Consider the following 23,395-nt stretch of genomic DNA (forward strand, 5'->3'; position numbering starts at 1 on the left):
TGGTGGTCATGGAGATCAACACGACTCACCAGGCAGGCGGACCGGTGATCCGCACCGTCGGACTCACCCGCCACTACACGCGCAACAAGCAGACGATCGAGGCCGTCCGCGGGCTCGACCTGGAGGTGGCGGCCGGTGAGCTGGTCGCCTTCCTCGGCCCCAACGGCGCCGGCAAGTCCACGACCCTGCGGATGCTCACGACGCTGATCGCGCCGACCGCGGGCACGGCCGAGGTCGCCGGGCACGACGTGGTCCGCGACCGGGCCGCCGTCCGCCGCGCGATCGGGTACGTCGGCCAGGGCAATGCCGCGGGCCACCAGTTCCGCGGGCGCGACGAGATCATGTGCCAGGCCCGCGCGCACGGCCTCTCGCGACGTGACGCCCGCGCCCGGACCGAGGAGCTGCTCGAGGCCTTCGACCTCACCGAGCACGCCGACCGGCCGGTCGCCCAGCTCTCCGGTGGCCAGCGGCGCCGGCTCGACGTGGCGATCGGGCTGGTCCAGGAGCCGCCGATCCTCTTCCTCGACGAGCCCTCGACCGGCCTCGACCCACAGAACCGGGTCAACCTGCAGGAGCAGGTCCGCCGGCTCAACGCCGAGCTCGGCACGACGATCGTGCTGACCACCCACTACCTCGAGGAGGCCGACGCCCTGGCCGGCCGGGTGATCGTGATCGACCACGGCGAGGTCATCGCCGACGACACGGCCTCCGCACTCAAGTCGGCACTCGGCGACCTGGTCGCCATGGACTTCGCCTCCGCCGAGGACGCGCGGGCGGCGGCCGAGCGTGCGGACCGGATCGACGGCGCCCAGGTCACGGTCAGCGGGCCGCACGTCGACGTCCGGGCCGCGTTCGGGCGGATCGCGGCCCCCGGACTGGTCGCCGACCTCGCGGCGGCCGGCACACCGGTCACCCGGATCGAGGTGGTCGGACCGACCCTCGACGACGTCTTCCTCGACCTGACCGGGCGCAGCCTGCGCGAGACCTCCACCTCCCCGTCCCAGCCCACCGAAGGAGCGGCAGCATGACCATCGAGATCACCTCCCACGCCCCGGCGCCGACCGCCGTCCGTCGTACCAGCGTCGCGTCGCGGCCCGTCGGGATCGTCACCGACATCGCGAACGTGCTCGTCCGCGAGCTGCAGCCCGTACTCCGCCAGCCCGCGTCGGTCCTGTTCGCCATGGTGCAGCCGCTGGTCTTCCTCGGCCTCTTCGCGCCGCTGCTGCCCGACACGGGCACCGGCGCCGCCCTGCAGTGGTTCGTTCCGGGCATCGTGTCGATGACCGCGCTGATGAGCGCGTCCTTCACCGGCGCGAACCTGTCGGAGGAGATCATCAGCGGGTCCTTCGAGCGGCTGCTCGTCTCACCGGTGCGGCGCTCGTCGCTGCTGATCGGGAAGGCGCTGCGCGAGATGGTCCCGCTGCTGCTGCAGACGCTCATCATCGTCGCCGTCGTGACACCGTTCAGCTTCGACCTGCACCTCGACGGCGTCGTGGTCGGCGTGCTGCTGCTCGTCCCGTTCAGCGTCGGACTCGGCGCACTCAGCCTCGCCCTCGCCGTCGCCGCGAAGGAGCAGGCCTGGGTCTTCTGGACGGTCCAGCAGACCGCGATCTTCCCGCTCCTCCTGCTCGCCGGCGTGCTGCTGCCGCTCGACGGCGCCCCTGGCTGGCTGCGGACCGCGGCCGACCTGAACCCGCTCAGCTATATCGTCGACGCGGAGCGCGCGCTCTTCGCCGGCTCCTTCCCGGCCGACACCATCGTGTCCGGCCTGGTCGCGTCGCTGGTCGTCGGCGCCCTCGGGCTGTGGGTCGGCGTCCGCCGGATGAACCGGGCCGCCTGACCGCTGGGTGACCGGCCGATCAGAGGTCGAGCAGCTCGACCGGCGTGATCGTCACCGCGAACGGCTCGCTGGCCGTCCAGGACTCCTGGGCGGCCACGCGGGCCGTCTCGGCGTACGCTCCGTCGCGCAGGGTCCACACGACGAGCTCGGGCTGCCGCGGATCGATGGTCCAGTACGACGGGCAGCCGGCTGCCGCGAGGAGCTCCTTCTTCGGGCCCAGGTCGTAGGCCTTGGTCGAGGGGGAGTGGACCTCGACGGCCAGCAGCGGCGCAACCACGATGCCCTTGCTCGTCACGTCGGAACGCCGGACGACGACGACATCGGGCTCGATAGCGGTGCGCTCTCCGATGCGGACATCGAAGGGCGCGACGTAGACCTGCAGCTCACGCGGCACCGCCGCCTTGAGGCGAACGAGCAGCTCGCCGACGACCGACTGGTGCCGCGGCCGAGGCGTCGGCGTCATGAGCAGGACTCCGTCGAGCAGCTCATGCCGGTAGCCGTTCTCGGGTATCGCGTCCCGCTCCTCGACCGTGAACGGTCCGTCGCGCACGATCAGGTCGCCGTGCTCGAGCTGCGGTGGGACCAACGTCATGACTCCCATGGTGCCTCCTGTTCTCCATGACGACCAGCGTGCACGAGCCCCACGACGTCCGGGCCGGCCATCCACAGGGCTCAGGCCGTCCAGCGCAACGCCCGCCCGTGCCCGTGTGTCTGCGCGACCATCCGCCCGTCGATCCCGAGCACGAAGGTGGGGTGCTCCTCGGGGATCGGCGGGCCGGTGGCCGTGACGGACGGGAGCACGCGCTTGTCCTCGTTGCTCACCCAGTGGCACCGCCCGCGAGCGACGAGCTCGCGGACGAGCGCGTCGAAGTCGGCCCGGCGCTCCGGCGGGAGATAGGCGATGACGGCGCTGTGGAAGACCACGACCGTCCCGTACGACGACGCCTGCTCGACCATGCCCGGCAGCTCCGCGACCAGGTCGCCCCGCACGATGGTCGGCGGGTCGGTGCGGGCGACCTCGATCGCGCGGACCAGGCGCGCCCGGCGGTCGTCCTGCTCGGGCCAGACCAGCGTCTCCAGCCAGGCCATCTCGCCGGGGTCGGCGACGTCGAGGGGATGGAGGTCGATGCCGCCGCGCCAGGCGACCTCGGGCAGCCGGACCGGGAGCGGAGCGGGGCCCTTGACCCGGCAGGGCAGCCGCGGCTCGTCGCCCAGCGGGACCGGCCCGTCGTCCGTCGACCATGCGTAGCCCCAGCGGTCGGGGTAGAGGCACAGCCCGGCGGACGCGCCGACCTCCAGGAGCGCCAGCGGTCCGGGGAAGCGCGCGAACGCCGGCACCAAGGTGGCCAGCCGGCCCACCTCGTTGGTCTGCGTGGCCCGGGCCAGGATCGTGGCGCGGAGCGGACCGGTGTCACCGAGGAGCGCGGCCCGCAGGGCGTCGTACGGTCCGGGGGCGGGGACGCCATGGTGCCGGGCCGCGGCGAACACCAGGTTGGGCTGTTGCTTGATGCCCGGCAGGGTCCGGATCCACGCGAGGACCTGGGGGTCGTCGGCCACGGCGCCGGCCCAGGCGGCGAAGGTGGGGGAGTCGGCCGCCTCGACGGCGAAGCGGCGGTAGGACTCCTGGACCTCGGCATACGGCTCCACGCGCCCGGCCGGGCCTCAGATGCGGGGGACGATGTCGCCGAGCAGCGCGCCCATCCGGGTCGCGGCCAGGCGCCCGGCCTCGAGCACCTCGGCGTGGTTGAGCGGCTCGCCGCTCAGGCCGGCGGCGAGGTTGGTCACGAGGCTGATGCCGAGGATCTCCATGCCCGCCTCGCGGGCGGCGATCGCCTCGAGGGTGGTGCTCATGCCGACCAGCTGGCCGCCGAGGATCCCGGCCATCCGCACCTCGGCCGGCGTCTCGTAGTGGGGGCCGGTGAACTGGACGTAGACGCCCTCGTCGAGGCTCGGCTCCACCTCGCGGCACAGCTCGCGCAGCCGCGTGGAGTAGAGATCGGTGAGGTCGACGAAGTTCGCGCCGACGATGGGCGACTGCCCGGTCAGGTTGATGTGGTCGCTGATCAGCACCGGGGTGCCCGGCGTCCAGGTCTCCTTGAGACCGCCGCAGCCGTTGGTCAGCACGATCGCGCGGCAGCCCGCCGCGGCCGCCGTACGCACGCCGTGCACGACGGCGGCGACCCCGCGGCCCTCGTAGTAGTGGGTGCGGCTGAGGAACACCAGCAGGTGCCGGTCCGGGGCGCCGTCCCGACCGGGGATCCGGATCGAGCGGATCCGGCCGGAGTGGCCCTGCACGGCCGACGCCGCGAAGCCCGGCAGGGAGGTCACGTCGATCTCGGTGGTGTTGGCGCCGCCGGCTCCGTCGAGCGCGTCGGCAGCCGGCAGCCAGCCGGAGCCGAGCACCAACGCGACGTCGTGGCGGGCGACGCCGGTGAGCTCGGCGAGACGGACGGCGGCCTCTTCGGCCAGGGCGTACGGCGTGGGGGACTCGGTCACGCGCCGAGCCTACTCATCACCAGGCCGCGACCACCGTCTCCGGGACGTAGCCGTGGCGCACCCGCTGGGGGTGGTTGCCGACGGGGAGGTAGGCGAGCTCCTCGCGGGTGTCCGTGGACAGGACCGCGACGGCGTCGTTGTCCGACAGGGACACCCAGCAGGTCTCGTCGAGGCCCTCGGTCGTCCAGTAGGGCTTGCCGTACTCGTGGCCCGTCGTCGTCTCGTCGAAGTACGTCGCCTCGCCGGTCCCGGCATCGATCAGCGCGGCGTAGCCGTCCATCGTGCCCGCGGCGCACAGGGTCTCGCCGTCCGCGCTGATCGAGAGGCCATGGTGCGCGGAGTCGTTGACGTAGGCCTCGCGGAGCAGGGTCGGGACCCGGTTCTCGAGCTGGACCACGTCGACCACCGCGCCGGTCGCGGGCTCGTCGACCCCGCCGAGTGTGTAGTCACTGGTGGCGTTGAGGTCGGCCGCCTCGGTGTCGAAGACGACATAGCCGTGCAGGAAGGAGACCTGGAGGTAGAGCAGGCGGCCGTCCGGGTGCACCGCCACGGGACGGACGGCGCCGCTCATGCCGGGATGGCCGGCCTCGGCGAGCTCGTGGGCCAGGTCCCAGCGCTCGAGCACCTCGAAGTCGTCGGCCGCGACGTACTGCAGCCAGCGGTCGCCCTTGACCGCCTTCTCGAGCTCGGCCCACGGCAGCCGGCCGAGCAGCCGGTCGAGGCCGAGGAGGCTGAGCCCGAGGCGGTTGAGGGGCAGGCCGAGGAGCTCACCGTCGCGCGGGTCGAGATCGTCGAGGGGTGTGTAGACGCGTCCGATGGACGCGTGCAGGATCCGCTCGCCGTCCTCGGTGTAGTTGCTCTCGTGGGGCGTCTCGCCGGAGGGGAAGGTGCGCAGCCGGTCACCGAGCCGGACCACCTTCCCGCCGGCGAGCGTCTCGTCGACCATGGAGTACTCGATGACCTGGCGCTTCGTCGAGTCGGACACGAGCAGCCGGCGCCCGTCGTTGGAGACCTGCATGTGGTCGGTGCGGAAGCCGTCCATCTGCTGCTCGCGCACGATCGAGTCGGTCCGCCCGGCCGTCGCCTTGGCGATGTCGATCCACACGACGTCGGCGAAGCTCGGCCGGGACACGGCGAGGTACTTCCCGTCCATGGTCGTGAACATGTCGTCGACGTACTGGTTGTGGCCCTGGCCCGGCCCGGCGTTGATGGCGAGGTAGAACACGGTCGCGACCGGGTCCTTGAAGATGGCCAGCGTCTCCTGGGTCTTGTCCGGGATCAGGTCGACCCCGCGCTTGAGGACCTCGAGGGAGCGGGCGTCGACGATGCTCGCGGTGCCGTCCCAGTTGTTGCCGACCCACATGACCGAACGGAGCCCGGGGTCGGCCGGGCGAACGGCGATCGGCAGGTCGCGGGCGTCGTCCGGCGGCACCTCGCGCTCGGTGACCCGGACGTCGCCGCAGGCCGCGAGGGCGGCGACGGCGATGCTGCCGAGGGTGGCGGTGAGGACGCGGGCGATCCGGGAGGGCGTGCGCATAACGTGACAACGAGTCAGGTTTCGTCGGGGTCACGCTCCCCGCGGCAGCGGCGCGGAGGACTCAGAGGCCGGTCGACCGGCAGGCGCGCGAGCGCAGGCCGGTGACATAGTCCGCCGGCGCGTCGGCGGCCTCCGCGGCGTCGGCCAGCACGCCGAGGTACGACGCCGAGGGCAGTCCGCCCTCGTAGGCGTCGAGCACGTAGGTCCAGGCGACGACCTCGCCGGCCATCGTGGAGATCCGCACCCTGGTCCGGCGATAGAGCCCCGAGTCGGCCGACTCCCACTGGTCCAGCATCGGCTCGTCCAGCGGGCTGACGTCGTACACGGCGACGAAGACGGCACTCATCGGGTCGGGCGCGATCGTCGCGAGAGCGCCGTCCCAGCCGTGCTCCTCGCCGCCGAAGGTCAGGCGCCAGCCGGTGAGCCAGCCGGTGGTCTGGAGCGGCGAGTGCGGGCACCGCTCACCCATGCGCTGGGGGTCGAGGTTGGTGCCGTAGGCGGCGTACGACGTCACGGGCCCAGGCTAGTGCGTCCCGCCGAGTGGAGCCGTCGCCGCAGCGCGACGCCGGCCCGGGGAACGGGCAGCTAGACCTTCGCCAGGATCCCGGCGTCGACGGGGAGAGCCACGCCGGTGACGTAGCGCGCCTCGTCGGAGGCCAGGAAGAGGACCGCGTTGGCGACGTCGCGCGAGTCGACCCAGGGGACCGGGAGGGCGTTGGTCGCGGTGGACACGTCGACGATGTCGTCGCGGCCCGGCGCCTCCAGGTCGGGCCGGAACATCCGGAAGATCTCGTCGTTCATGATCATCGGCGTGTCGACCTGCGTGGGATGCACGCTGTTGACGCGGATCCAGTGGGGCGCCAGCTCGTTCGCGAAGGTCCGCATCAGGCCCGTCACGCCGTGCTTCGCCGCCACGTAGTGGGCGAGGTTGGGCGTGCCCTGGAGGCCGGCGGCGGAGCTGGTCAGCACGATCGATCCGCCCCGCCCGCCCGCGACGAGGTGCGGGACGGCCGCCTTGACGGTGTGCCAGGTGCCGGTGAGGTTGATGTCGATCATCTCCTGCCAGGCAGCCTCGGAGATCTCGTGCCCGGGCGCGTAGCTGGCGATGCCGGCGTTGGCCACCACGATGTCGAGCCCGCCCAGAGTGTCGATGCCGGCTGCCAGCTCCCGGGCGAGCCGGTCGAAGTCACGGACGTCGACCTGGGCCGCATAGGCCCGGCCGCCGGCCGCCCGCACCAGCGCACAGGTCTCCTCGAGGTCCTCCGGCGTCGCCATGGGGTAGGTCACCGAGGTGACCGGAGCGCAGATGTCGAAGGCGATGATCGACGCCCCCTCCTCGGCCAGCCGGACCGCATGGGCGCGGCCCTGGCCGCGGCCGGCGCCGGTGATGAGCGCGATCTTCTGAGCGACACGGCCCATCGTCTTCTCCTCCTGCGGGTGTTCGGTGGCGCGGGGCGGTGGTGGCTCCGGGGTCAGCGGAGCCCGACGATCGCCTCGGCGATCGAGAGGTAGCGGTCGAGCAGCGGGTCGAAGCTCAACGGCGCGTCCGGGCGATACCAGGTCGCCACGCCGGCGCACATCGAGGCGATCGCGCGCCCCGCGTCGCCGGGATAGGGCGTGTGGAAGACGCCGGCGCCGACGCCGCGTTCGATGATCTGGTCGAGCAGGGCCTGCAGCTCGTCGCGCCGGTCGAGGTACTTGCGGCGGTTGCCGGACTCGAGGCTCCGCAGCTCGCTGGTCGACACGATCGCGCCCTTGCGGCGGTAGACGTGGAACAGCAGCATGCTCGACACCAGCGCGTCGAACTGCGCGCGCGGGTCGTCGTCGGCCTGCGCCACCGCGAAGCGGCTGCGCTCGACCAGCTCGTCGACGATGACCATCATCAGGTCGAAGAGGATGTCCTGCTTCGCCTTGTAGTGGTGATAGATGCCCGGCACCGACAGGCCGGAGCGGTCGGCGAGCTGACGCGTCGTCGTACCGTGGTAGCCCTTCTCGGCGAACACCTCGAGCGCCGCGGCGAGGACGCGCGGCAGGTCCTGCTCGTGGTAGATGCGCCAGTCCTCGTAGGTGTCGGTCGGCAGCACCGTCGTGGCGGTCGCGGAGGCGCCGTTGCGCTTGCGGGCGAAGTCGATGAGCCACTGGAGGGCGTCGACGTCGTCGACGGCTCCCGTGCTCGTGACCCGGCGCGGGGAGGTGCCCTGGAGCATCCGCTTGACCGGCACCTCCAGACGCTTGCCGGTGCGGGTGCGGGGCAGCGCGGGGGCGACGATGATCTCGTCCGGGACGTGGCGGCGCGACGTCCGGCCCGCGATCGTCTCCACGATGCGGGTGCGCAGTACGGCGTCGTCCTTGCCGTCCTCGGTCACCACGAAGAGCGGCATCCAGTAGTCGCCCTCGGCGAGCTCGACGCCGACGACCAGGCTGTCGAGCACTTCGGGCAGGGACTCCAGCGCCTCGTAGATCTCGGCGCTGCCCAGGCGCACGCCGTTGCGGTTGAGCGTGGAGTCGGTGCGGCCGTGGATCATGATCGTGCCGCGCTCGGTGATCGTGATCGAGTCGCCGTGCCGCCACACGCCGGGGAAGACGTCGAAGTACGCATCGCGGTAGCGCTCGCCCTCGGGGTCGTCCCAGAAGGCGATCGGCATCGACGGCATCGGCTGGGTGATGACCATCTCGCCCGTCTCACCCGCGGGCAGCCGGCTGCCCCGCTCGTCCCACACCTCGAGCGCCACGCCGAGCGCGGTTCCGCTGATCTCGCCGTCGTACACGGGGAGGTTCGGGGCGCTGGCGACGAAGATGCCCACGATGTCGGTGCCTCCGCTCATCGAGCCGACCTGGAGGTCGCCGCGCACGTGGTCGCGCACCCATTGGTTGCTGCTGGCCGGCAGGACCGAGCCGGTGACGCCGATCAGCTCGAGCCTCGACAGGTCCAGGTCACGGCCGGGCTCGATCCCTTCGCGCGCGCAGGCCTGGAGGTAGCCCGGGCTGGTGCCGAAGACGGTGACCCCGAGGTCCTGGACGAGGCGCCACATCAGCCCGGTGTCCGGGTGGGTCGGGCTGCCGTCGAACAGCACGATCGTCGCTCCGTGGAGGAGTCCGCAGATCTGGGCGTTCCACATCATCCAGTTGGGGGTGGTGAACCAGAAGAAGACGTCCGCCTCGTCGACGCCCATGTGGAAGCCGGGGGAGACCAGCTGCTCGAGGAGCGCACCGCCGTGCCCGTGCACGATGCCCTTCGGGCGGCCGGTGGTGCCGGAGGTGAAGAGGACCCACAGCGGGTGGTCGAACGGGACGTCGAGCGGGGCCGCGATCGGCTTGCTGAACCGCTGGAGCTGCTCCCAGGTGACGTCGCAGGGAGTGGTGCCGTCCCGCGGGAGGCCGCCGGTCTCGACCGAGACGACGAGCGCGTCGACGGGCAGCAGCACCCGCAGCTCCGCCACGGCCGCGCGGCGGTCCTGCTGCTCGCCCTTGAACAGGTAGCCCGTGCCGGCGATGAAGACCGTCGGGTCCAGCTGGCCGAGCCGGTCCATCGCGGCGGTCGGCGCGTAGTCCATCCCGGTCTGCGACCACACGGCGCCCAGGGTGGCGGAGGCGAGGAAGGCGACGACCCCCTCGATGCAGTTCGGCAGGTAGGCGACGATCCGGTCGCCCTGCCCGATCCCTCGGTCGGCCAGCGCCCCGGCGACTGCGGCGACCCGGTCGCGGAGCTGGCCGAAGGTGATCGACTCGCGGTGGCCGTCGTCGCGGACCAGGATGACGGCCTCCCGCTCGGCGGCGCCGTGCTTGAGCATCTCCCGCGCGAAGTTCAGCGTGGCGCCCTGGAACCAGCGGGCGCCCGGCATCTCGGAGGAGGAGAGCACCTCGGTGGCCTCGGTGGCGAAGTCGACCCCGAAGTAGCGGGCGACCGCCTCCCAGAAGAGCGCCGGCTCGACGGCCGACCAGGCCTGCAGCTCGCGGAAGTCACGCGGGTCGCTCAGGTCGACGATGCCCTCCGTGCCGAGCCAGCGAGCGAAGTCGACCACCCGAGAGCTGTCGATCTGGGCGTCTGTGGGCAGCCAGGCCGCCTCGACAGTCACGGTTGCGCATCCCCTCTCCATTGCCACATCTGCTCGTGCGCTGGTCATCGGCGGTTCGGCAGCAGTGACCCGCGGGTGATCACGACGTCGATCGCAACAGCAAGGATAAGGACCCCGCCGGTCGCGAAGCTCTGCACTTCGGTGGACATGCCCAGGAGCTGGACGCCGTTGTTGATCGACCCGATCACGAGGGCGCCCAGCAGCGCGGCCCACACGGTCCCTCGGCCGCCGAACAGGCTGACCCCGCCCACCACCGCTGCCGCGATCGCGTTGAGCATCAGCGGCCCACCGCCGGACGAGTTGGAGACGGCGAGCAGCCGGGAGGCCTCGACCATGCCGGCCACCGCTGCGCACACGCCGAGGACGAGGAAGGAGTAGACCACCATGCGGGAGACGGGGATACCCGCCCGCTGCGCGGCCTCCCGGTTGCCCCCGACGGCGTAGAGGTGCGTCCCGTAGCGGGTCCGCCCGGTGAAGTACGCCGCGATCAGCAGCATCCCGACCAGGATCAGCACCGGCAGCGGGAGGCCCGGTCCCTCGCTCAGGATCGCGATCGCACCGAAGATGACCACGCCACTGACGACCGCGGGCACGCCGACGGACAGCAGGGCCGCCGACGACGGGGCGTCGGCTCCGCGCTCGCGGTGGCCGAGATAGCGGGTCGCGCAGAAGATCAGCCAGCCCGCCGCCCCGAGGGCCAGGCTCCAGCCGGACGGGATGTAGGTCGAGGAGATCCTGGCGTAGTCGGTGCCGGCGACGTTGATAGCGAACTCCGGAGGCAGCACGACCAGCAGCAGGCCCTGCAGGATGACCATGCCGCCGAGGGTGACGATCAGCGACGGCACGCCGAAGATGACGGCGAGGACCTCGGCCAGGACGAACACGACGCCCACGGCGACACCGCCGAGGATGGCCAGCCACAGCGGCCACTCGCTCTTGATCGCGAGCTGGGCCGTGACGGTGGCGCAGACGCCGGAGAGCATCGCCGAGGACAGGTCGATCTCGCCGACCAGGAGCACGAAGACGACGCCCAGCGCCAGGATCGCGGTGGTCACGATCTGGAGAGTCAGGGTGGTGATGTTCCCCGAGGTGAGGAAGGCCGAGTTCTGGGAGTAGAAGTACAGCCAGATCAGCCCGAGGACCAGCAGCACCGGGATGCTGCGGTACCGGCCGCCGAGGCCCTCCACCACCCGCGAGAGCAGGGGCGTGCCGGGCTCGCCCGGGGCGATCGGCGGGACGGTCGGGACCTGCTGGATGCTCATCGGATGCCCTCGACGGTGAGAGGGGCCTCGTGGGCCCCGGTGATGGCGGCGATCAGGTCGCTGGAGGTGTAGTCGCCCCGCTCGAACTCGGCGACCTTGCAGCCCAGCCGCATGACGACGACGCGATCGGCGACCTCCTGCACGTCTTTGAGGTCGTGGGAGATCACCAGCACGCCGCGGTTCTGGGACTTCAGGCGGAGGATCAGGTCGAGCACCTCGGCGCGCTGCGTGACGCCCAGGGCGGCGGTGGGCTCGTCCAGCAGGACCAGGCTGGGGTCCGAGATGAGCGCGCGACAGATCGCGATGCCCTGTCGCTGCCCGCCGGACAGGCCACCCACCGGCGTGGTGAGCGAGCGGAGCCTGACGGCCAGGCTGTCGAGCACCTTGCGGGCCTCCACCTCCATGCGGTGGCGGCTCACGGGGCGCCCGCGCAGGAGGCCACCGGTGATCTCCTGACCGAGGTAGAGATTGCGGACCGCGTCGAGGTTGTCGCACAGCGAGAGGTCCTGGTGGACTGTGTGGATCCCCGCGTTCTGCGCAGCTCGGGGGGTCTCGAGGCGGACCGTCTCGCCGCGCACCCGGATCACGCCCGAGTCGGGGTGCTCCACCCCCGAGATCACCTTGATGAGCGTGGACTTGCCGGCTCCGTTGTCGCCCACCAGGGCGACGACCTCTCCGCGGTGGAGCTGGAGGTCGACGTCGTGGAGCGCGCGCACTCCGCCGAAGTACTTCGAGACCTGGCTGAGCTCGAGCAGGAGCTCGCCTGCGTCAGGCATGGGATTCCCTCCGTGAGTGGGGCTGGGTGGGGTGCGGCCGCCGATCCGACGAACAGCGGCCGCACCCCGGATGTGGACGGTCGGGTCAGCCGACCTTCGCCTGGCAGGTGGGGGTGCTCTCGGCGGGGCCGCCGTCGCAGATCTGCTCCCAGGTGAAGATGCCGAGGTCGACCGCCTGCTGCACGATCTCGCCCGGGTCCTTGCCGTCCTCGAGGTGGATCAGCGTGGTGTCCAGCTTGGCCGTCGGGATGTCGTCGGTCCCGTTGTTCACCTCGTCCTGGACCAGGTCCGACGGCGGGTCCTCGCCGCCGATCGCGGCCAGCGTGATCTTCGCCGCCGCCTCGGCCTCCACCGAGAACGCCTTGAGGACGGTGTCCTCCTGGTCGCCGGTCAGCATGTACTGGAGCCCGGTCAGCTCGGGGTTCTGACCGCCGTACACGGGGACCTCGACCTTCTGGCCCTTGAGCGCGGCGATGATCCCGGAAGCGTTGCCGTCGTAGAAGCCGAGGAAGGCGTCGAGGCTGTTCTGCGTCTTGGTCAGGCACTGCTCGGCGGCCTTCTGGGCGTTGTCGGGTGCCCAGTCCTTGACGTAGTCCTCACAGACCACGTTCAGCGTGCCGTCGTCGATGAGCGGCTGGAGGATCTCGTCCTGCCCGCGAAGCATCTCGGTCGTGTAGACGTCGCCCTTGTTGCCGTACTGGCGGGCGAGGTCGACGGGGCCGCTGCCGAACGCGCCGGCCTCGACCCGGCTCTTGAAGTACTCGGCCTGCTGGATGCCGACCTTGTAGGGGTCGAAGATCACCTGGGCGTACATCGGCCCGTTCAGTGGCGGGTTCTCGTAGCCGATCACGGGGACCTTGGCCGCCGCGGCGGCCTGGAGCAGGCCGGCGCTCGTGTTGGGGTCTGCCGCCACCACGACGAGCGCCTTGGCTCCGGCCGAGATCGCCGAGTTCGCCTGCGACAGCTGGGTGGCCGAGTCGCCCCCGCCGTTGACGAACTTCACCTCGACGTCGGGATCGAGCGCCTTCATGGCCTTCTCGAAGTCCGGGCCGTCCTGCTGGATGTAGCGGGTCGGGGTGGTGTTCGGCGCCATGAAGTAGACGAGCTTCTTGCCCGAGGACGCGCCGTCACCGGACGAGCCGCCGTCGTCGCCGCCGCACGCGGCCGTCACCAGGCTGAGCCCGGCCACGATCGCGACGAGGCCGACCTTGGCCCGGACCTTTCTTCTGCCTTGCATCTTCTTCTCCTTCGAGGGGACGGACCCGGCCGGGTGGCAGGGATGTCGCTGTCGCCCAGAGCCCCCGAGTCGACTCCTGGGATGCGCCGGACCGAGAGGTCAGGAGCGCATGTCGTGCAGGTCGGCGGTGATCTGGAGGGCGAGGTGCTTGGAGTAGACCCGCACCCAGGCCAGGGGGCCGCCCATGAACCAGAAGCCCGGCTGGCCGGTACGGCGGTACAGCCCGCCGATCTCGCCGTCCTCGCCGATGCCGAGGACCAGGGGGAGCCGGTCGGCCACGGCGTCGCCGAACAGCCGGCGCGCGGTCTCGCGCATGTTCGAGTAGCCGGTCGCCAGGACGACCAGATCGGCGTCCAGCTCGCGACCGTCCTCGAGCCGGATGCCCGTCGGGGTGAACTCGGCGAGGCCCGAGCCCTGCGCGAGCCCGATCCGGCCGTCGGCGATCAGGCCGGACGCACCGACGTCGATGTAGTAGCCGCCGCCCTTGGCGAGTGCGAAGCCCATCAGCCCGGTGCCGTCAGGCCCGTCGTTGAGTCGGAAGCCCACCGCCTCGAGCGCGGACAGCAGCGCGGCGTCCTTCTCGGCGGTGCGCTTCACGCCCTCCTTGGCGTCCTCGAGCACGAGCGGCCAGGGGTAGGCGCTCGCGAGCAGGTCGGAGTACTCGGTCGGCGGACCCGACTCGGTGAAGTTGGCCCCGAAGATCGCGGGGATGCCGTGCTCCTGGCTGATGATGTGCGTCGAGGAGCGCTGCACCAGCGTGACCTCGGCACCCGCTTCGTACAGGTCCTGGGCGATGTCGTGACCGCTGTTGCAGGCGCCGACGACGACGGCCCTCTTGCCGGCCCAGCTGCCGCCGGCACCGTGCTTGCTGGAGTGGTACACCGTCCCCTCGAAGCCGTCGCGGCCGGGGAAGTCGGGGACGTGCGGCTCACCGGCGGCGCCCGTCGCGAGGACGACGTGACGCGGGCGCAGCGTCCGCTCGCCGTCCTGGGTCCGCACCGTGAGCGCCCACGCGCCGGCCTGCTCGTCGTACCCGGCGTCGGTCATCTCGGCCGAGCACCAGACGTCGAGCTCCATCGCCTGGGCGTAGAACTCGAACCAGTCGGCGATCTTGTCCTTGGGGGAGTAGATCGGCCAGGACTGCGGGAACGGCAGATAGGGCAGGTGGTCGGCCCAGACCGGGTCGTGCAGCACCAGCGAGTGGTACCGCCGGCGCCAGCCGTCGCCGACCCGCTCGCTCTTCTCGAGGACGAGCGCGTCGACGCCCATCAGGCGCAGGTTCGCCGCGAGCGCGAGGCCGCCCTGGCCGGCGCCGAGGATGACGACGTCCGGCTCGCGGTCGGTGTAGGCCCGCGCGTGCTCGCGCTTGTCCTTCCAGTTGCGCTGCGTCGTGGCGCCGGCCTCGTGCCTCGGGCCGGTGGGCCGGCGGCTGCCGAGGGCCCGCTCGTGGCCCTTGAGGTCCTCCACCCCGGTCATGACCGTCCAGGCGCGCCAGCCGTCCTCGCCGTGCCGGATGCGGGCCACGCCCCGGCACCAGGCACCGGGCGTCTCGAAGGTGAAGAAGCCCTCGATCGTGCCGTCGCCCCCCTCCTCGGCCACGAAGCGCGGACCGAACTCGGCGACGATCCGGACGTCGGACACCTTCGCCTGCTGCAGGTGCTCGTCGAGGAGCCCGGCGATCCGGTCCGGGCCGTGGTAGGTGCCGAGGTCCCAGGTGAGCGCGAGGAGGTCGCGCCACCAGCAGTCCCTGTCCAGCAGGTTCGTGGTCGCGGCGGTGTCCGCCGCCGCCATCGCGTCCGCGAAGTCGGCGAGCCAGGCCGCGAAGGCCGCCTTCACCTCGTCAGGAGACGAGTCGGTGTCCACCCTCACGTGAGTCCCTCCTTGCGGGCAGCGTGGCCCAGGTCGTCCGACCGAGCGATCGCTCGGTCGGACCGGAGTGTTGCACACGTCACACGGTCAGGGGAAGGGTTTTCCTCCGGATCGGTGCCGCCGGGCCGCGCCGGCCCCGGCTGCGACGGGCCCGGCCGGCGCCGTACTCGCGGGTAGCCGCACGCTGTGCCGAGCGTGATGTCGGCCCCGGGAGAGGCCCTACTACGCTGGCACCGTGACCCACTTCGATGTCCTCGTCCTCGGTGCCGGCCCCGGTGGGTACGTCGCCGCGATCCGCGCCGCCCAGCTCGGCAAGTCCGTTGCCGTGATCGAGAAGAAGTACTGGGGCGGCGTCTGCCTCAACGTCGGCTGCATCCCGTCCAAGGCGCTGCTCAAGAACGCCGAGCTGGCCCACACGCTGACCCACGAGAAGGCCAAGTTCGGCATCGAGGGCGACGCGACGATGTCCTTCGGCCCGACGCACGCGCGCTCCCGCCAGGTGAGCGCCGGCATCGTCAAGGGCGTCCACTTCCTGATGAAGAAGAACAAGATCACCGAGATCGACGGCTGGGGCACCCTGACCGGCCCCAAGTCGGTCTCCGTCGCGCTCAACGACGGCTCCACCGCCGACTACACGTGCGACAACCTGATCCTGGCCACCGGCGCGACGGTCCGCACCGTCCCGGGCGTCGAGGTCAACGGCAAGAACATCGTGTCGTACGAGGAGCAGATCCTCGACGAGAACGTCCCGTCCTCGATGATCATCGGCGGCTCGGGCGCGATCGGCGTCGAGTTCGCCTACGTCATGAAGAACTTCGGCGTCGACGTCACGATCGTGGAGTTCCTCGACCGGATGGTCCCGACCGAGGACGCCGACGTGTCCAAGGAGCTCGCCAAGCACTACAAGAAGCTCGGCGTCAAGGTCCTGACCTCCACCGCCGTCAAGGGCGTCGAGGACACCGGCTCGGGTGTCAAGGTCCGCGTCGCCCCCGCCGCCGGCGGCGACGAGCAGGTGCTCGAGGCCGACAAGTTCCTCGCCGCCTTCGGCTTCGCGCCGCGGGTCGAGGGCTACGGACTCGACGTGGCCGGCGTCGCGCTCACCGACCGCGGCGCCATCCAGGTCGACGAGTACTGCCGCACCAACGTCGAGGGTGTCTACGCCATCGGCGACGTCACCGGCAAGATGATGCTCGCCCACGTCGCCGAGGCGATGGGCATCGTCGCGGCCGAGCACATGTCCGGCGCCGAGACCATGCCGGTCGAGTACGACTTCATCCCGCGCGCGACGTACTGCCAGCCGCAGATCGGCTCCTTCGGCTACAGCGAGGCGCAGGCCAAGGAGAAGGGGTACGACGTCAAGACCGCGTCGTTCCCGTTCACCGCCAACGGCAAGGCGATGGGCCTGGGTGAGGCGGTCGGCTTCGTCAAGATCGTCGCCGACGCGGAGTTCAACGAGATCCTCGGCGCCCACATGATCGGCCCCGACGTCACCGAGCTCCTCCCGGCGCTCACCCTGGCGCAGAAGTGGGACCTCACCGCCGACGAGGTGGGTCGCAACGTGTTCGCCCACCCGACGCTGTCCGAGGCCGTCAAGGAGGCGATCCACGGGATCGCCGGCCACATGATCAACCTCTGAGCCTGCGGACGGACGAGGGGGAGCGCGATGACCCGGGTCGTGATCGTCGGTGGGGGACCCGGTGGCTACGAGTCGGCCCTGGTGGCCGCCCAGCTCGGGGCGGAGGTCGTGGTCGTCGACTCCGACGGCGTCGGGGGATCGGCGGTGCTGACCGACTGTGTGCCCAGCAAGACCCTGATCGCGACGGCCGAGGTGATGACCGACCTCAGCGAGGCCGGCGAGCTCGGCATCGACGTCGCGCGACCGCGGGTCGACCTCGCCCGGGTCAACGCGCGGGTCAAGGCGCTGGCGATCGCGCAGTCCGCCGACATCGGGAGCCGGCTCGCCCGGGAGGGCGTGACCGTCGTCCGGGGCCGCGGCCGCCTCGACGGCCCAGCCCGGGTCGTGGCCACCCTCGCCGACGGCACCGAGGCGACGTACGACGCCGACGCGGTGCTCGTCGCCACCGGCGCCGGCCCGCGGGTGCTCCCGACCGCGCAGCCCGACGGCGAGCGGATCCTCACCTGGGAGCAGGTCTACGACCTCGACCAGCTGCCCGAGCACGTGATCGTCGTCGGCTCCGGCGTCACGGGCGCCGAGTTCGCGAGCGCCTACCAGTCGCTCGGCATCCCGGTGACGCTGGTGTCCTCGCGCGACCGGGTGCTGCCCGGTGAGGACCAGGACGCCGCGCAGGTGCTGGAGGACGTGCTCACCCGCCGCGGCATGACCGTGCTCTCGCGCTCGCGGATGCAGTCGGTCTCCCGCGCGGGCGACGTCGTGACGGTCACGCTGGCCGACGGCCGCGAGGTCACCGGCTCCCACTGCATCCTCGCGCTGGGCTCGGTCCCCAACACCGGGGGCATCGGCCTGGAGTCGGCCGGCGTCGCGCTCGGCGACGGCGGCTTCGTCACGGTCGACCGGGTCTCGCGGACCTCCGTGCCCGGCGTGTACGCCGCCGGCGACTGCACCGGCGTGCTCATGCTCGCCTCCGTCGCGGCCATGCAGGGCCGGATCGCGATGGCGCACATCCTCGGCGACGCCGTCCAGCCGCTCGACCTGGGCGTGGTCGCCTCCAATGTGTTCACGTCGCCCGAGATCGCCACCGTCGGAGTGACCCAGCAGCAGGTCGACGCCGGCGAGGTCCTCGCCGAGGTGGTCATGCAGCCGCTGGCCACCAACGCGCGCGCCAAGATGCAGGGCATCGTCGACGGCTTCGTGAAGCTCTTCGTCGCGCCCGGCTCCCGGAGCCTGCTCGGCGGCGTCGTCGTGGGCCCCTGCGCGTCCGAGCTGATCCACCCGGTCGCGCTCGCGGTGACCGAGCGGCTCACCGCCGACCAGCTCGCCCAGACCTTCACCGTCTACCCGTCGATCAGCGGCTCCGTCGCCGAGGCCGCCCGTCGTCTGCATCGGGCCTGAGCCTGGATCCGTGGATGGCCACCTACTACGCGGCCCCACGGCGGCGCGCTCGCGGCGTTGCGGACGCTCAACAGTCAACCAGACTGCCCTCGCGCCCGCGCCTTGCGATCACACCCCTGCGGTGCCGCTCGCTACGGCGCCCATCCACGGATCCAGGCTGAGGGCGCAGCAGCCCGCCCACCTGCCCGACAGCTCCCCCTGAGAGAATCTGCGCATGCGTGTTCACCTCGGCTGCGACCATGCCGGCCTGGAGCTCAAGTCCCACCTCACCGGCTGGCTGACCGAGCACGGCTACGAGCCGGTCGACCACGGCCCCTTCGTCTACGACGCGCTCGACGACTACCCGGTCTTCTGCCTGCGCGCGGCCGAGGGGGTGCGTGCCGACCGCCGGGCGGGGCTCGACAGCCTCGGTGTCGTGATCGGCGGATCCGGCAACGGCGAGCAGATCGCGGCCAACAAGGTGCAGGGCGTTCGAGCCGCCCTCGCGTGGTCGGAGGACACCGCCGCGCTGGCCCGTGAGCACAACGACGCCTGGGTCGTCGCGGTGGGCGGCCGGATGCACACCCTCGACGAGATGACGCGGTTGGTGGAGGTCTTCTTGACCACCCCGTTCCCCGGCGACGAGCGCCACGTCCGGCGCATCGGCCAGCTGTCGTCGTACGAGACCAGCGGCGAGCTGCCGCCCCTGCCCGCCTCGGCCCAGGGGCGAGGCGGCCCGGGCGCCGCCGGGCCTGATGCCTGAGGGACACACCCTCCATCGCCTCGCCGGCGAGCTGACCGCGGTCTTCGGGGGGAGCCGCGTGCACGTCGGCAGTCCCCAGGGCCGCTTCGCCGAGTCGGCGGCCCAGCTCGACGGCGGCCTGCTCGTCGACGCCGAAGCCTGGGGCAAGCAGCTGTTCGTCCGCTTCGAGGGCGAGCGGTTCGTGCACGTCCACCTCGGTCTCTACGGCACGTTCGCGGTCCACGACGACCTGGGGCCGGGTGACGACGTCCCGGTGCCGGTGGGACAGGTGCGGCTGCGCCTGGTCCGCCCGGCGACCCCGACCCGCCCCGCGGCGTACGGCGACCTGCGCGGCGCGACCACGTGCGCACTGGAGACCGCCGCGCAGCGTGACGCGGTCGTCGCCCGCTCCGGGCCCGACCCGCTGCGGGCCGACGGCGACCCCGACCGGGCCTGGGCGCGGATCAGCAGGAGCACCGCCCCGATCGGGACCCTGCTCATGGACCAGACCGTCCTCGCCGGGGTCGGCAACGTCTACCGCGCGGAGGTGCTGTTCCGGCACCGCATCCACCCGCTGCGCCCCGGTCGCACGCTTCGCAGCACACAGTGGCGTGCGATCTGGGACGATCTGGTCGTGCTGATGGGGGAGGGCGTGCGGACCGGGCGGATCGACACCGTCCGGCCCGAGCACACCCCGGAGGCGATGGGGCGCGCGCCGCGCGTCGACGACCACGGCGGCGAGGTCTACGTCTATCGCCGCACCGGCCAGGCCTGCCACGTCTGCGCGAGCCCGGTCCGCACCGAGATCCTCGGCGGTCGCAACCTGTTCTGGTGCGCGCGCTGCCAGCCGGCGTTCCGGTCCCGGGCCGGCCGCCCATGATCGGCGGCAGGCGGCGGTGGGCCCTGTCCGACCTCGGCATCGCCTGCGCGCTCGGCGTGCTGGCGGTCGCGATGGTCGTGGCCATCGCGATGTTCCCCGAGGACGTGCCGGTCAACCTGGTGTTCGTGCCGTTGGTGCTCGGAGTCCTCTTCCTCAGCAACCGGATCCTGCCGTGGTTCGGGGGATTCATCGTGGTGGCGCTCACCTGCGCCGCCGTGCTCGAGCAGCAGATCACGGCGCGCATCGCCGTCGCGCTGAGCGTGATGTACCTGATCTCGTTCCTGGTGATCGCGTTGTCGTTGCGCCGTGGCGCGGTCGGCGTCGGCCCGCTGCGCGGCCAGTCGATGCTGGTCGACCTGCGCGACCGGATCCTCGCGCAGGGGGAGATCCCCGAGCTGCCGGCCTCCTGGCTGGTGCAGTCGGCGCTGTCCTCGGCGGGCGGCTCGCCGTTCGCGGGCGACTTCGTGGTCGCCACCGCCACCGACCGTGGCCGACGGATCGAGCTCGTCGTCGTCGACGTCTCCGGCAAGGGCGAGGCCGCCGGCACCCGCGCGCTCCAGCTCTCCGGCGCGATGGGCGGCCTGCTCGCGGCGCTGCCGCCCGACCGCTTCCTGCCGGCCGCCAACGACTACCTCCTCCAGCGTTCCTGGGAGGAGGGCTTCGCGACCGCCGTCCACGTCTCGGTCGACCTGACGACGGGTGCCTTCGAGCTCCGCTCGGCCGGCCATCCACCCGCCCTCCAGCGCGAGGCGGGCTCGGGGCGCTGGAAGCCCCTGCGCCCCGAGGGCCCGGTCCTCGGCGTCGTCGAGAACGCCGAGTTCGCCTGTCACCGGGGGCGTCTGGCGCCGGGCGACAGCCTGCTGCTCTACACCGACGGCATGGTCGAGGAGCCACGGCGCGACATCGACCTCGGCATCGACCACATGATGGGGGAGGCGGAGTCGCTGCTGCGGGGCTCCTGGGACGGCCTGGCCCGGCGCCTGGTCGGTGCGGTCGGCTCGCCCGACGACGACCGTGCCCTGCTGGTCGTCCACTGCCGGCCCTAGCGTGACGCCCGGCCCTGGGCGGCGCCCGCGGTCCGGGTGGCGACCTCGGTTGGGGCGGGCACCCGCCCGTGTGGCACGATTGCGCGTGGTCATCGGCCGTGCTCGAGCGCGGCCGGCCGTCCGGGGATGTAGCTCAATGGTAGAGCCTCAGTCTTCCAAACTGATTACGCGGGTTCGATTCCCGTCATCCCCTCGAAGTGCGGCCCGGCAGCTGGATCGGCGGGCCGTTCCGCGGGGCGTAGCGTAGTGGCTAGCGCGCCTGCTTTGGGAGCAGGAGACCGCAGGTTCGAGTCCTGTCGCCCCGACAGATCAACCCCGATCAACCCCGATCGAGGCGGGCACCCACAGCCCGCGCACCACCCACTGACAGTAGGAGAACACCTGTGAAGAGCGCCGTCGAGACCTTGAGCCCGACCCGGGCCAAGCTGACCGTCGAGGTGCCCTTCGAGGAGCTCAAGCCGAGCCTCGACGCGGCGTACCAGAAGATCGCGAAGCAGATCAACGTCCCCGGCTTCCGCCGCGGCAAGGTCCCGCCGCAGGTCATCGACCGTCAGGTGGGCCGCGGCGTGGTCCTCGACGAGGCCGTCAACGAGGTGCTCCCGAAGGCCTACGTCGAGGCGCTGCAGGACAACAACCTCACCCCGCTCGCGCAGCCCGACATCGAGGTGACCCGGTTCGAGGACAACGACGCACTCGAGTTCACCGCCGAGGTCGACGTCAAGCCCGAGATCGACCTCCCGGCGTACGACGGCCTCGAGGCCAGCGTCGAGGACCTCGCGGTCGGCGACGACGACGTCGCCGAGCAGGTCGACGCGCTCCGTGAGCGCTTCGGCACCCTCATCGACGTCGAGCGCGCCGCCCAGGACGGCGACTTCGTCGTCATCGACCTGATCGCCACCAACGACGGCGAGGTCGTCGACGGTGCCGAGATCTCCGGCTTCTCCTACAAGGTCGGCAACGGCGGCATGATCGACGGACTCGACGAGGCCCTGACGGGCATGTCGGTCGACGAGGAGAAGACCTTCACCACCCAGCTCGTCTCCGGCGATCTGGTCGGCCAGGACGTCGAGGTGGCCGTCAAGGTCACCCAGGTCCAGGAGCAGGAGCTCCCCGAGCTCGACGACGAGTTCGCCCAGGAGGCGTCGGAGTTCGACACCCTCGACGAGCTGCGCGACGACGTCCGCGAGCGGCTCACCCGCGGCAAGCGGCTCGAGCAGGCCGCCGCCGCCCGCGACGCGGTCCTCGAGGCACTGCTGGAGAAGGTCGAGATCCCGCTGCCCGAGTCGATGGTCACCGAGGAGCTGAACGCCCGGCGCGGCAACCTCGAGCAGCAGCTGGTCATGGCCGGCATGACGCTGGAGAAGTACCTCGAGGACGAGTCGCAGACCCAGGAGGAGTTCGAGGCCGACCTCGAGCGCCGGGTCCGCGACGCGGTCGCCGCGCAGTTCCTCCTCGACGAGATCGCCGACAAGGAGGAGATGGGCGTCGACCAGGCCGAGCTGACCCAGCACATGATGCGTCGCGCCCAGCAGTCCGGCCAGGACCCGCAGGAGTTCGTCAACCACATGTTCGAGCACAACCACGTGCCCGAGCTGGTCCAGGAGATCCGCCGCGGCAAGGCGCTCCAGCTCCTCGTCGAGGGGGCGACCGTCAAGGACGCCGCCGGCAACGTCCTGGAGCTGAAGAACCTGCAGGCCGACGGCACCATCGGCGAGCCCGCCGAGGAGACCGAGGAGACCGAAGCCCCCGCCGAGGCCTGATCGGCACCGTTCCACCGTCGTACCCGGCCTTCGGGTCGTGCTCCCCGCGGAGTCGCGACCCGGATGCCGGGTACGACGCTTTTGTGCGGTCAGCGTCGGGCGTCCACCAGGTGCCGGGTCGCGTGCGCGACGAACGGCGTGCCGGTGCGCATCCGCTCGTCGAGCGCCCGGAGCCGGTCCCGGTAGCGCTCGACGCTGAAGTCGGGCACCCACCACACGCATCTGCGCAGCAGCCACACCACCGCGCCGACGTCGTCCAGCTCGATCCGGCAGCGGGCCGTGCGCAGGTCGACGACGGTGAGGCCGGCCGCCTCCGCCGCGGCCCGCTCGACCTCGGGATCGCGGGCCCGCCGCTCGACGGGCAGCGGTCCGAGGAACCACTCGATCAGCTCGAACGCGGACGCCGGCCCGACATGCTGGGCGAGGTAGCGGCCGCCGGGGCGCAGCACCCGGGCGATCTCGCCCCACTGCGGCGCCACGGGGTGCCGCGCGGTCACCAGGTCGAAGGACGCGTCGGGGAAGGGCAGGGGCTGTCCGGAGGCGACCTCGACGACCTCCACGCCGCGAGGACCCAGCCGGCGCCGGGCGCGCTCGGCGTTCGGCGCCCAGCCCTCCGTCACCACCGTCCGGCCGGGGAGCACCGGAGCCTCGGCCACCACCTCCCCGCCGCCGGTGTCGAGGTCGAGGGCCGCGCCGTCCCCGACGCCCGCGAGCCGCTCGGCGAGCAGGCGCGCATAGCCCCAGGGCGGACGCTCCTCGCTGGCCCGGCCGTCCAGCCAGCCGAAGTCCCAGCCGTCCACGTCGGCCTGCTCCGCCTCGGCCACCAGCTCCTCGAACGCGCGCACCGGTGCATCCTGACATCCC

Annotated in this window: 20 protein-coding genes and 2 tRNA genes; 10 read left to right on the top strand and 12 right to left on the bottom strand. The window is 71.8% G+C overall.

Annotation, left to right across the window (positions count from 1 at the left end):
• Positions 1 to 8 precede the first annotated feature (8 nt).
• A complete protein-coding gene (locus RB608_RS00585; RefSeq protein ID WP_308085831.1) occupies positions 9 to 1,028 on the top strand; it encodes an ATP-binding cassette domain-containing protein in 1,020 nt (339 codons plus the stop codon).
• The gene (locus RB608_RS00590; protein ID WP_308085832.1) at positions 1,025 to 1,840 is read left to right on the top strand and encodes an ABC transporter permease; all 816 of its coding nucleotides are present in this window, start codon (positions 1,025 to 1,027) and stop codon (positions 1,838 to 1,840) included. Before RB608_RS00585 ends, RB608_RS00590 begins: the two co-directional genes overlap by 4 nt.
• A gap of 19 nt (positions 1,841 to 1,859) precedes the next feature.
• On the opposite strand, the gene RB608_RS00595 is transcribed toward RB608_RS00590, so the two are convergent.
• From RB608_RS00595 to RB608_RS00645, 11 genes are all read right to left on the bottom strand, one after another.
• The gene (locus RB608_RS00595) at positions 1,860 to 2,432 is read right to left on the bottom strand and encodes a Uma2 family endonuclease (RefSeq protein WP_308085833.1); all 573 of its coding nucleotides are present in this window, start codon (positions 2,430 to 2,432) and stop codon (positions 1,860 to 1,862) included.
• 80 nt (positions 2,433 to 2,512) lie between these two features.
• The gene (locus tag RB608_RS00600) at positions 2,513 to 3,487 is read right to left on the bottom strand and encodes a DUF2332 domain-containing protein (RefSeq protein ID WP_308085834.1); all 975 of its coding nucleotides are present in this window, start codon (positions 3,485 to 3,487) and stop codon (positions 2,513 to 2,515) included.
• Between the two features lie 15 nt (positions 3,488 to 3,502).
• On the bottom strand, positions 3,503 to 4,336 hold the full coding sequence (locus tag RB608_RS00605) for a purine-nucleoside phosphorylase (RefSeq protein ID WP_308085835.1): 834 nt from the start codon (positions 4,334 to 4,336) through the stop codon (positions 3,503 to 3,505).
• A gap of 16 nt (positions 4,337 to 4,352) precedes the next feature.
• Entirely contained in the window at positions 4,353 to 5,873 is a 1,521-nt protein-coding gene (locus RB608_RS00610) for a serine/threonine protein kinase (RefSeq protein WP_308085836.1), read from the bottom strand.
• A gap of 61 nt (positions 5,874 to 5,934) precedes the next feature.
• Complete coding sequence (locus RB608_RS00615) at positions 5,935 to 6,387, bottom strand: gamma-glutamylcyclotransferase family protein (RefSeq protein ID WP_308085837.1); 453 nt, start codon at positions 6,385 to 6,387, stop codon at positions 5,935 to 5,937.
• Positions 6,388 to 6,458: 71 nt separating this feature from the next.
• Positions 6,459 to 7,292, bottom strand: coding sequence for a mycofactocin-coupled SDR family oxidoreductase (locus RB608_RS00620; protein ID WP_308085838.1), 834 nt, complete (start codon positions 7,290 to 7,292; stop codon positions 6,459 to 6,461).
• A 53-nt stretch (positions 7,293 to 7,345) separates the two neighbouring features.
• Positions 7,346 to 9,949: an acetoacetate--CoA ligase gene (locus tag RB608_RS00625; protein ID WP_308085839.1), complete on the bottom strand. Its 2,604-nt coding sequence runs from the start codon at positions 9,947 to 9,949 to the stop codon at positions 7,346 to 7,348.
• Positions 9,950 to 9,993: 44 nt separating this feature from the next.
• Positions 9,994 to 11,211 (bottom strand): sugar ABC transporter permease, encoded by a 1,218-nt coding sequence (locus RB608_RS00630; protein ID WP_308085840.1) that lies wholly within the window; start codon positions 11,209 to 11,211, stop codon positions 9,994 to 9,996.
• Complete coding sequence (locus RB608_RS00635) at positions 11,208 to 11,987, bottom strand: ATP-binding cassette domain-containing protein (protein WP_308085841.1); 780 nt, start codon at positions 11,985 to 11,987, stop codon at positions 11,208 to 11,210. The genes RB608_RS00630 and RB608_RS00635 overlap by 4 nt, the downstream gene beginning before the upstream one ends.
• A gap of 85 nt (positions 11,988 to 12,072) precedes the next feature.
• Positions 12,073 to 13,224 (bottom strand): sugar ABC transporter substrate-binding protein, encoded by a 1,152-nt coding sequence (locus tag RB608_RS00640; protein ID WP_308085842.1) that lies wholly within the window; start codon positions 13,222 to 13,224, stop codon positions 12,073 to 12,075.
• 99 nt (positions 13,225 to 13,323) lie between these two features.
• Positions 13,324 to 15,093: an NAD(P)/FAD-dependent oxidoreductase gene (locus tag RB608_RS00645; protein WP_308085843.1), complete on the bottom strand. Its 1,770-nt coding sequence runs from the start codon at positions 15,091 to 15,093 to the stop codon at positions 13,324 to 13,326.
• 235 nt (positions 15,094 to 15,328) lie between these two features.
• Between RB608_RS00645 and lpdA the strand changes: the two genes are divergently transcribed.
• The 8 genes from lpdA to tig all read left to right on the top strand — a co-directional run bounded on the left by lpdA (position 15,329) and on the right by tig (position 22,531).
• Positions 15,329 to 16,729 (top strand): dihydrolipoyl dehydrogenase, encoded by a 1,401-nt coding sequence (lpdA, locus tag RB608_RS00650; RefSeq protein ID WP_308085844.1) that lies wholly within the window; start codon positions 15,329 to 15,331, stop codon positions 16,727 to 16,729.
• Between the two features lie 27 nt (positions 16,730 to 16,756).
• On the top strand, positions 16,757 to 18,124 hold the full coding sequence (locus RB608_RS00655; RefSeq protein ID WP_308085845.1) for an NAD(P)H-quinone dehydrogenase: 1,368 nt from the start codon (positions 16,757 to 16,759) through the stop codon (positions 18,122 to 18,124).
• Positions 18,125 to 18,338: 214 nt separating this feature from the next.
• A complete protein-coding gene (locus RB608_RS00660; protein WP_308085846.1) occupies positions 18,339 to 18,866 on the top strand; it encodes a ribose-5-phosphate isomerase in 528 nt (175 codons plus the stop codon).
• A complete protein-coding gene (locus tag RB608_RS00665) occupies positions 18,859 to 19,725 on the top strand; it encodes a DNA-formamidopyrimidine glycosylase family protein (RefSeq protein WP_308085847.1) in 867 nt (288 codons plus the stop codon). The genes RB608_RS00660 and RB608_RS00665 overlap by 8 nt, the downstream gene beginning before the upstream one ends.
• On the top strand, positions 19,677 to 20,771 hold the full coding sequence (locus RB608_RS00670; RefSeq protein WP_308085848.1) for a PP2C family protein-serine/threonine phosphatase: 1,095 nt from the start codon (positions 19,677 to 19,679) through the stop codon (positions 20,769 to 20,771). The genes RB608_RS00665 and RB608_RS00670 overlap by 49 nt, the downstream gene beginning before the upstream one ends.
• 122 nt (positions 20,772 to 20,893) lie before the next feature.
• A tRNA-Gly gene (locus RB608_RS00675) sits at positions 20,894 to 20,964 on the top strand.
• 39 nt (positions 20,965 to 21,003) lie between these two features.
• Positions 21,004 to 21,076: transfer RNA gene (locus RB608_RS00680), tRNA-Pro, on the top strand.
• Between the two features lie 78 nt (positions 21,077 to 21,154).
• Positions 21,155 to 22,531: a trigger factor gene (gene tig, locus RB608_RS00685; RefSeq protein WP_308085849.1), complete on the top strand. Its 1,377-nt coding sequence runs from the start codon at positions 21,155 to 21,157 to the stop codon at positions 22,529 to 22,531.
• Between the two features lie 89 nt (positions 22,532 to 22,620).
• Here tig and RB608_RS00690 read toward each other — a convergent pair whose 3' ends face one another.
• Positions 22,621 to 23,376: a class I SAM-dependent methyltransferase gene (locus tag RB608_RS00690; RefSeq protein ID WP_308085850.1), complete on the bottom strand. Its 756-nt coding sequence runs from the start codon at positions 23,374 to 23,376 to the stop codon at positions 22,621 to 22,623.
• Positions 23,377 to 23,395 lie beyond the last annotated feature (19 nt).

It is taken from the genome of Nocardioides sp. LHD-245 (assembly GCF_030929495.1).
GTDB lineage: Bacteria > Actinomycetota > Actinomycetes > Propionibacteriales > Nocardioidaceae > Nocardioides.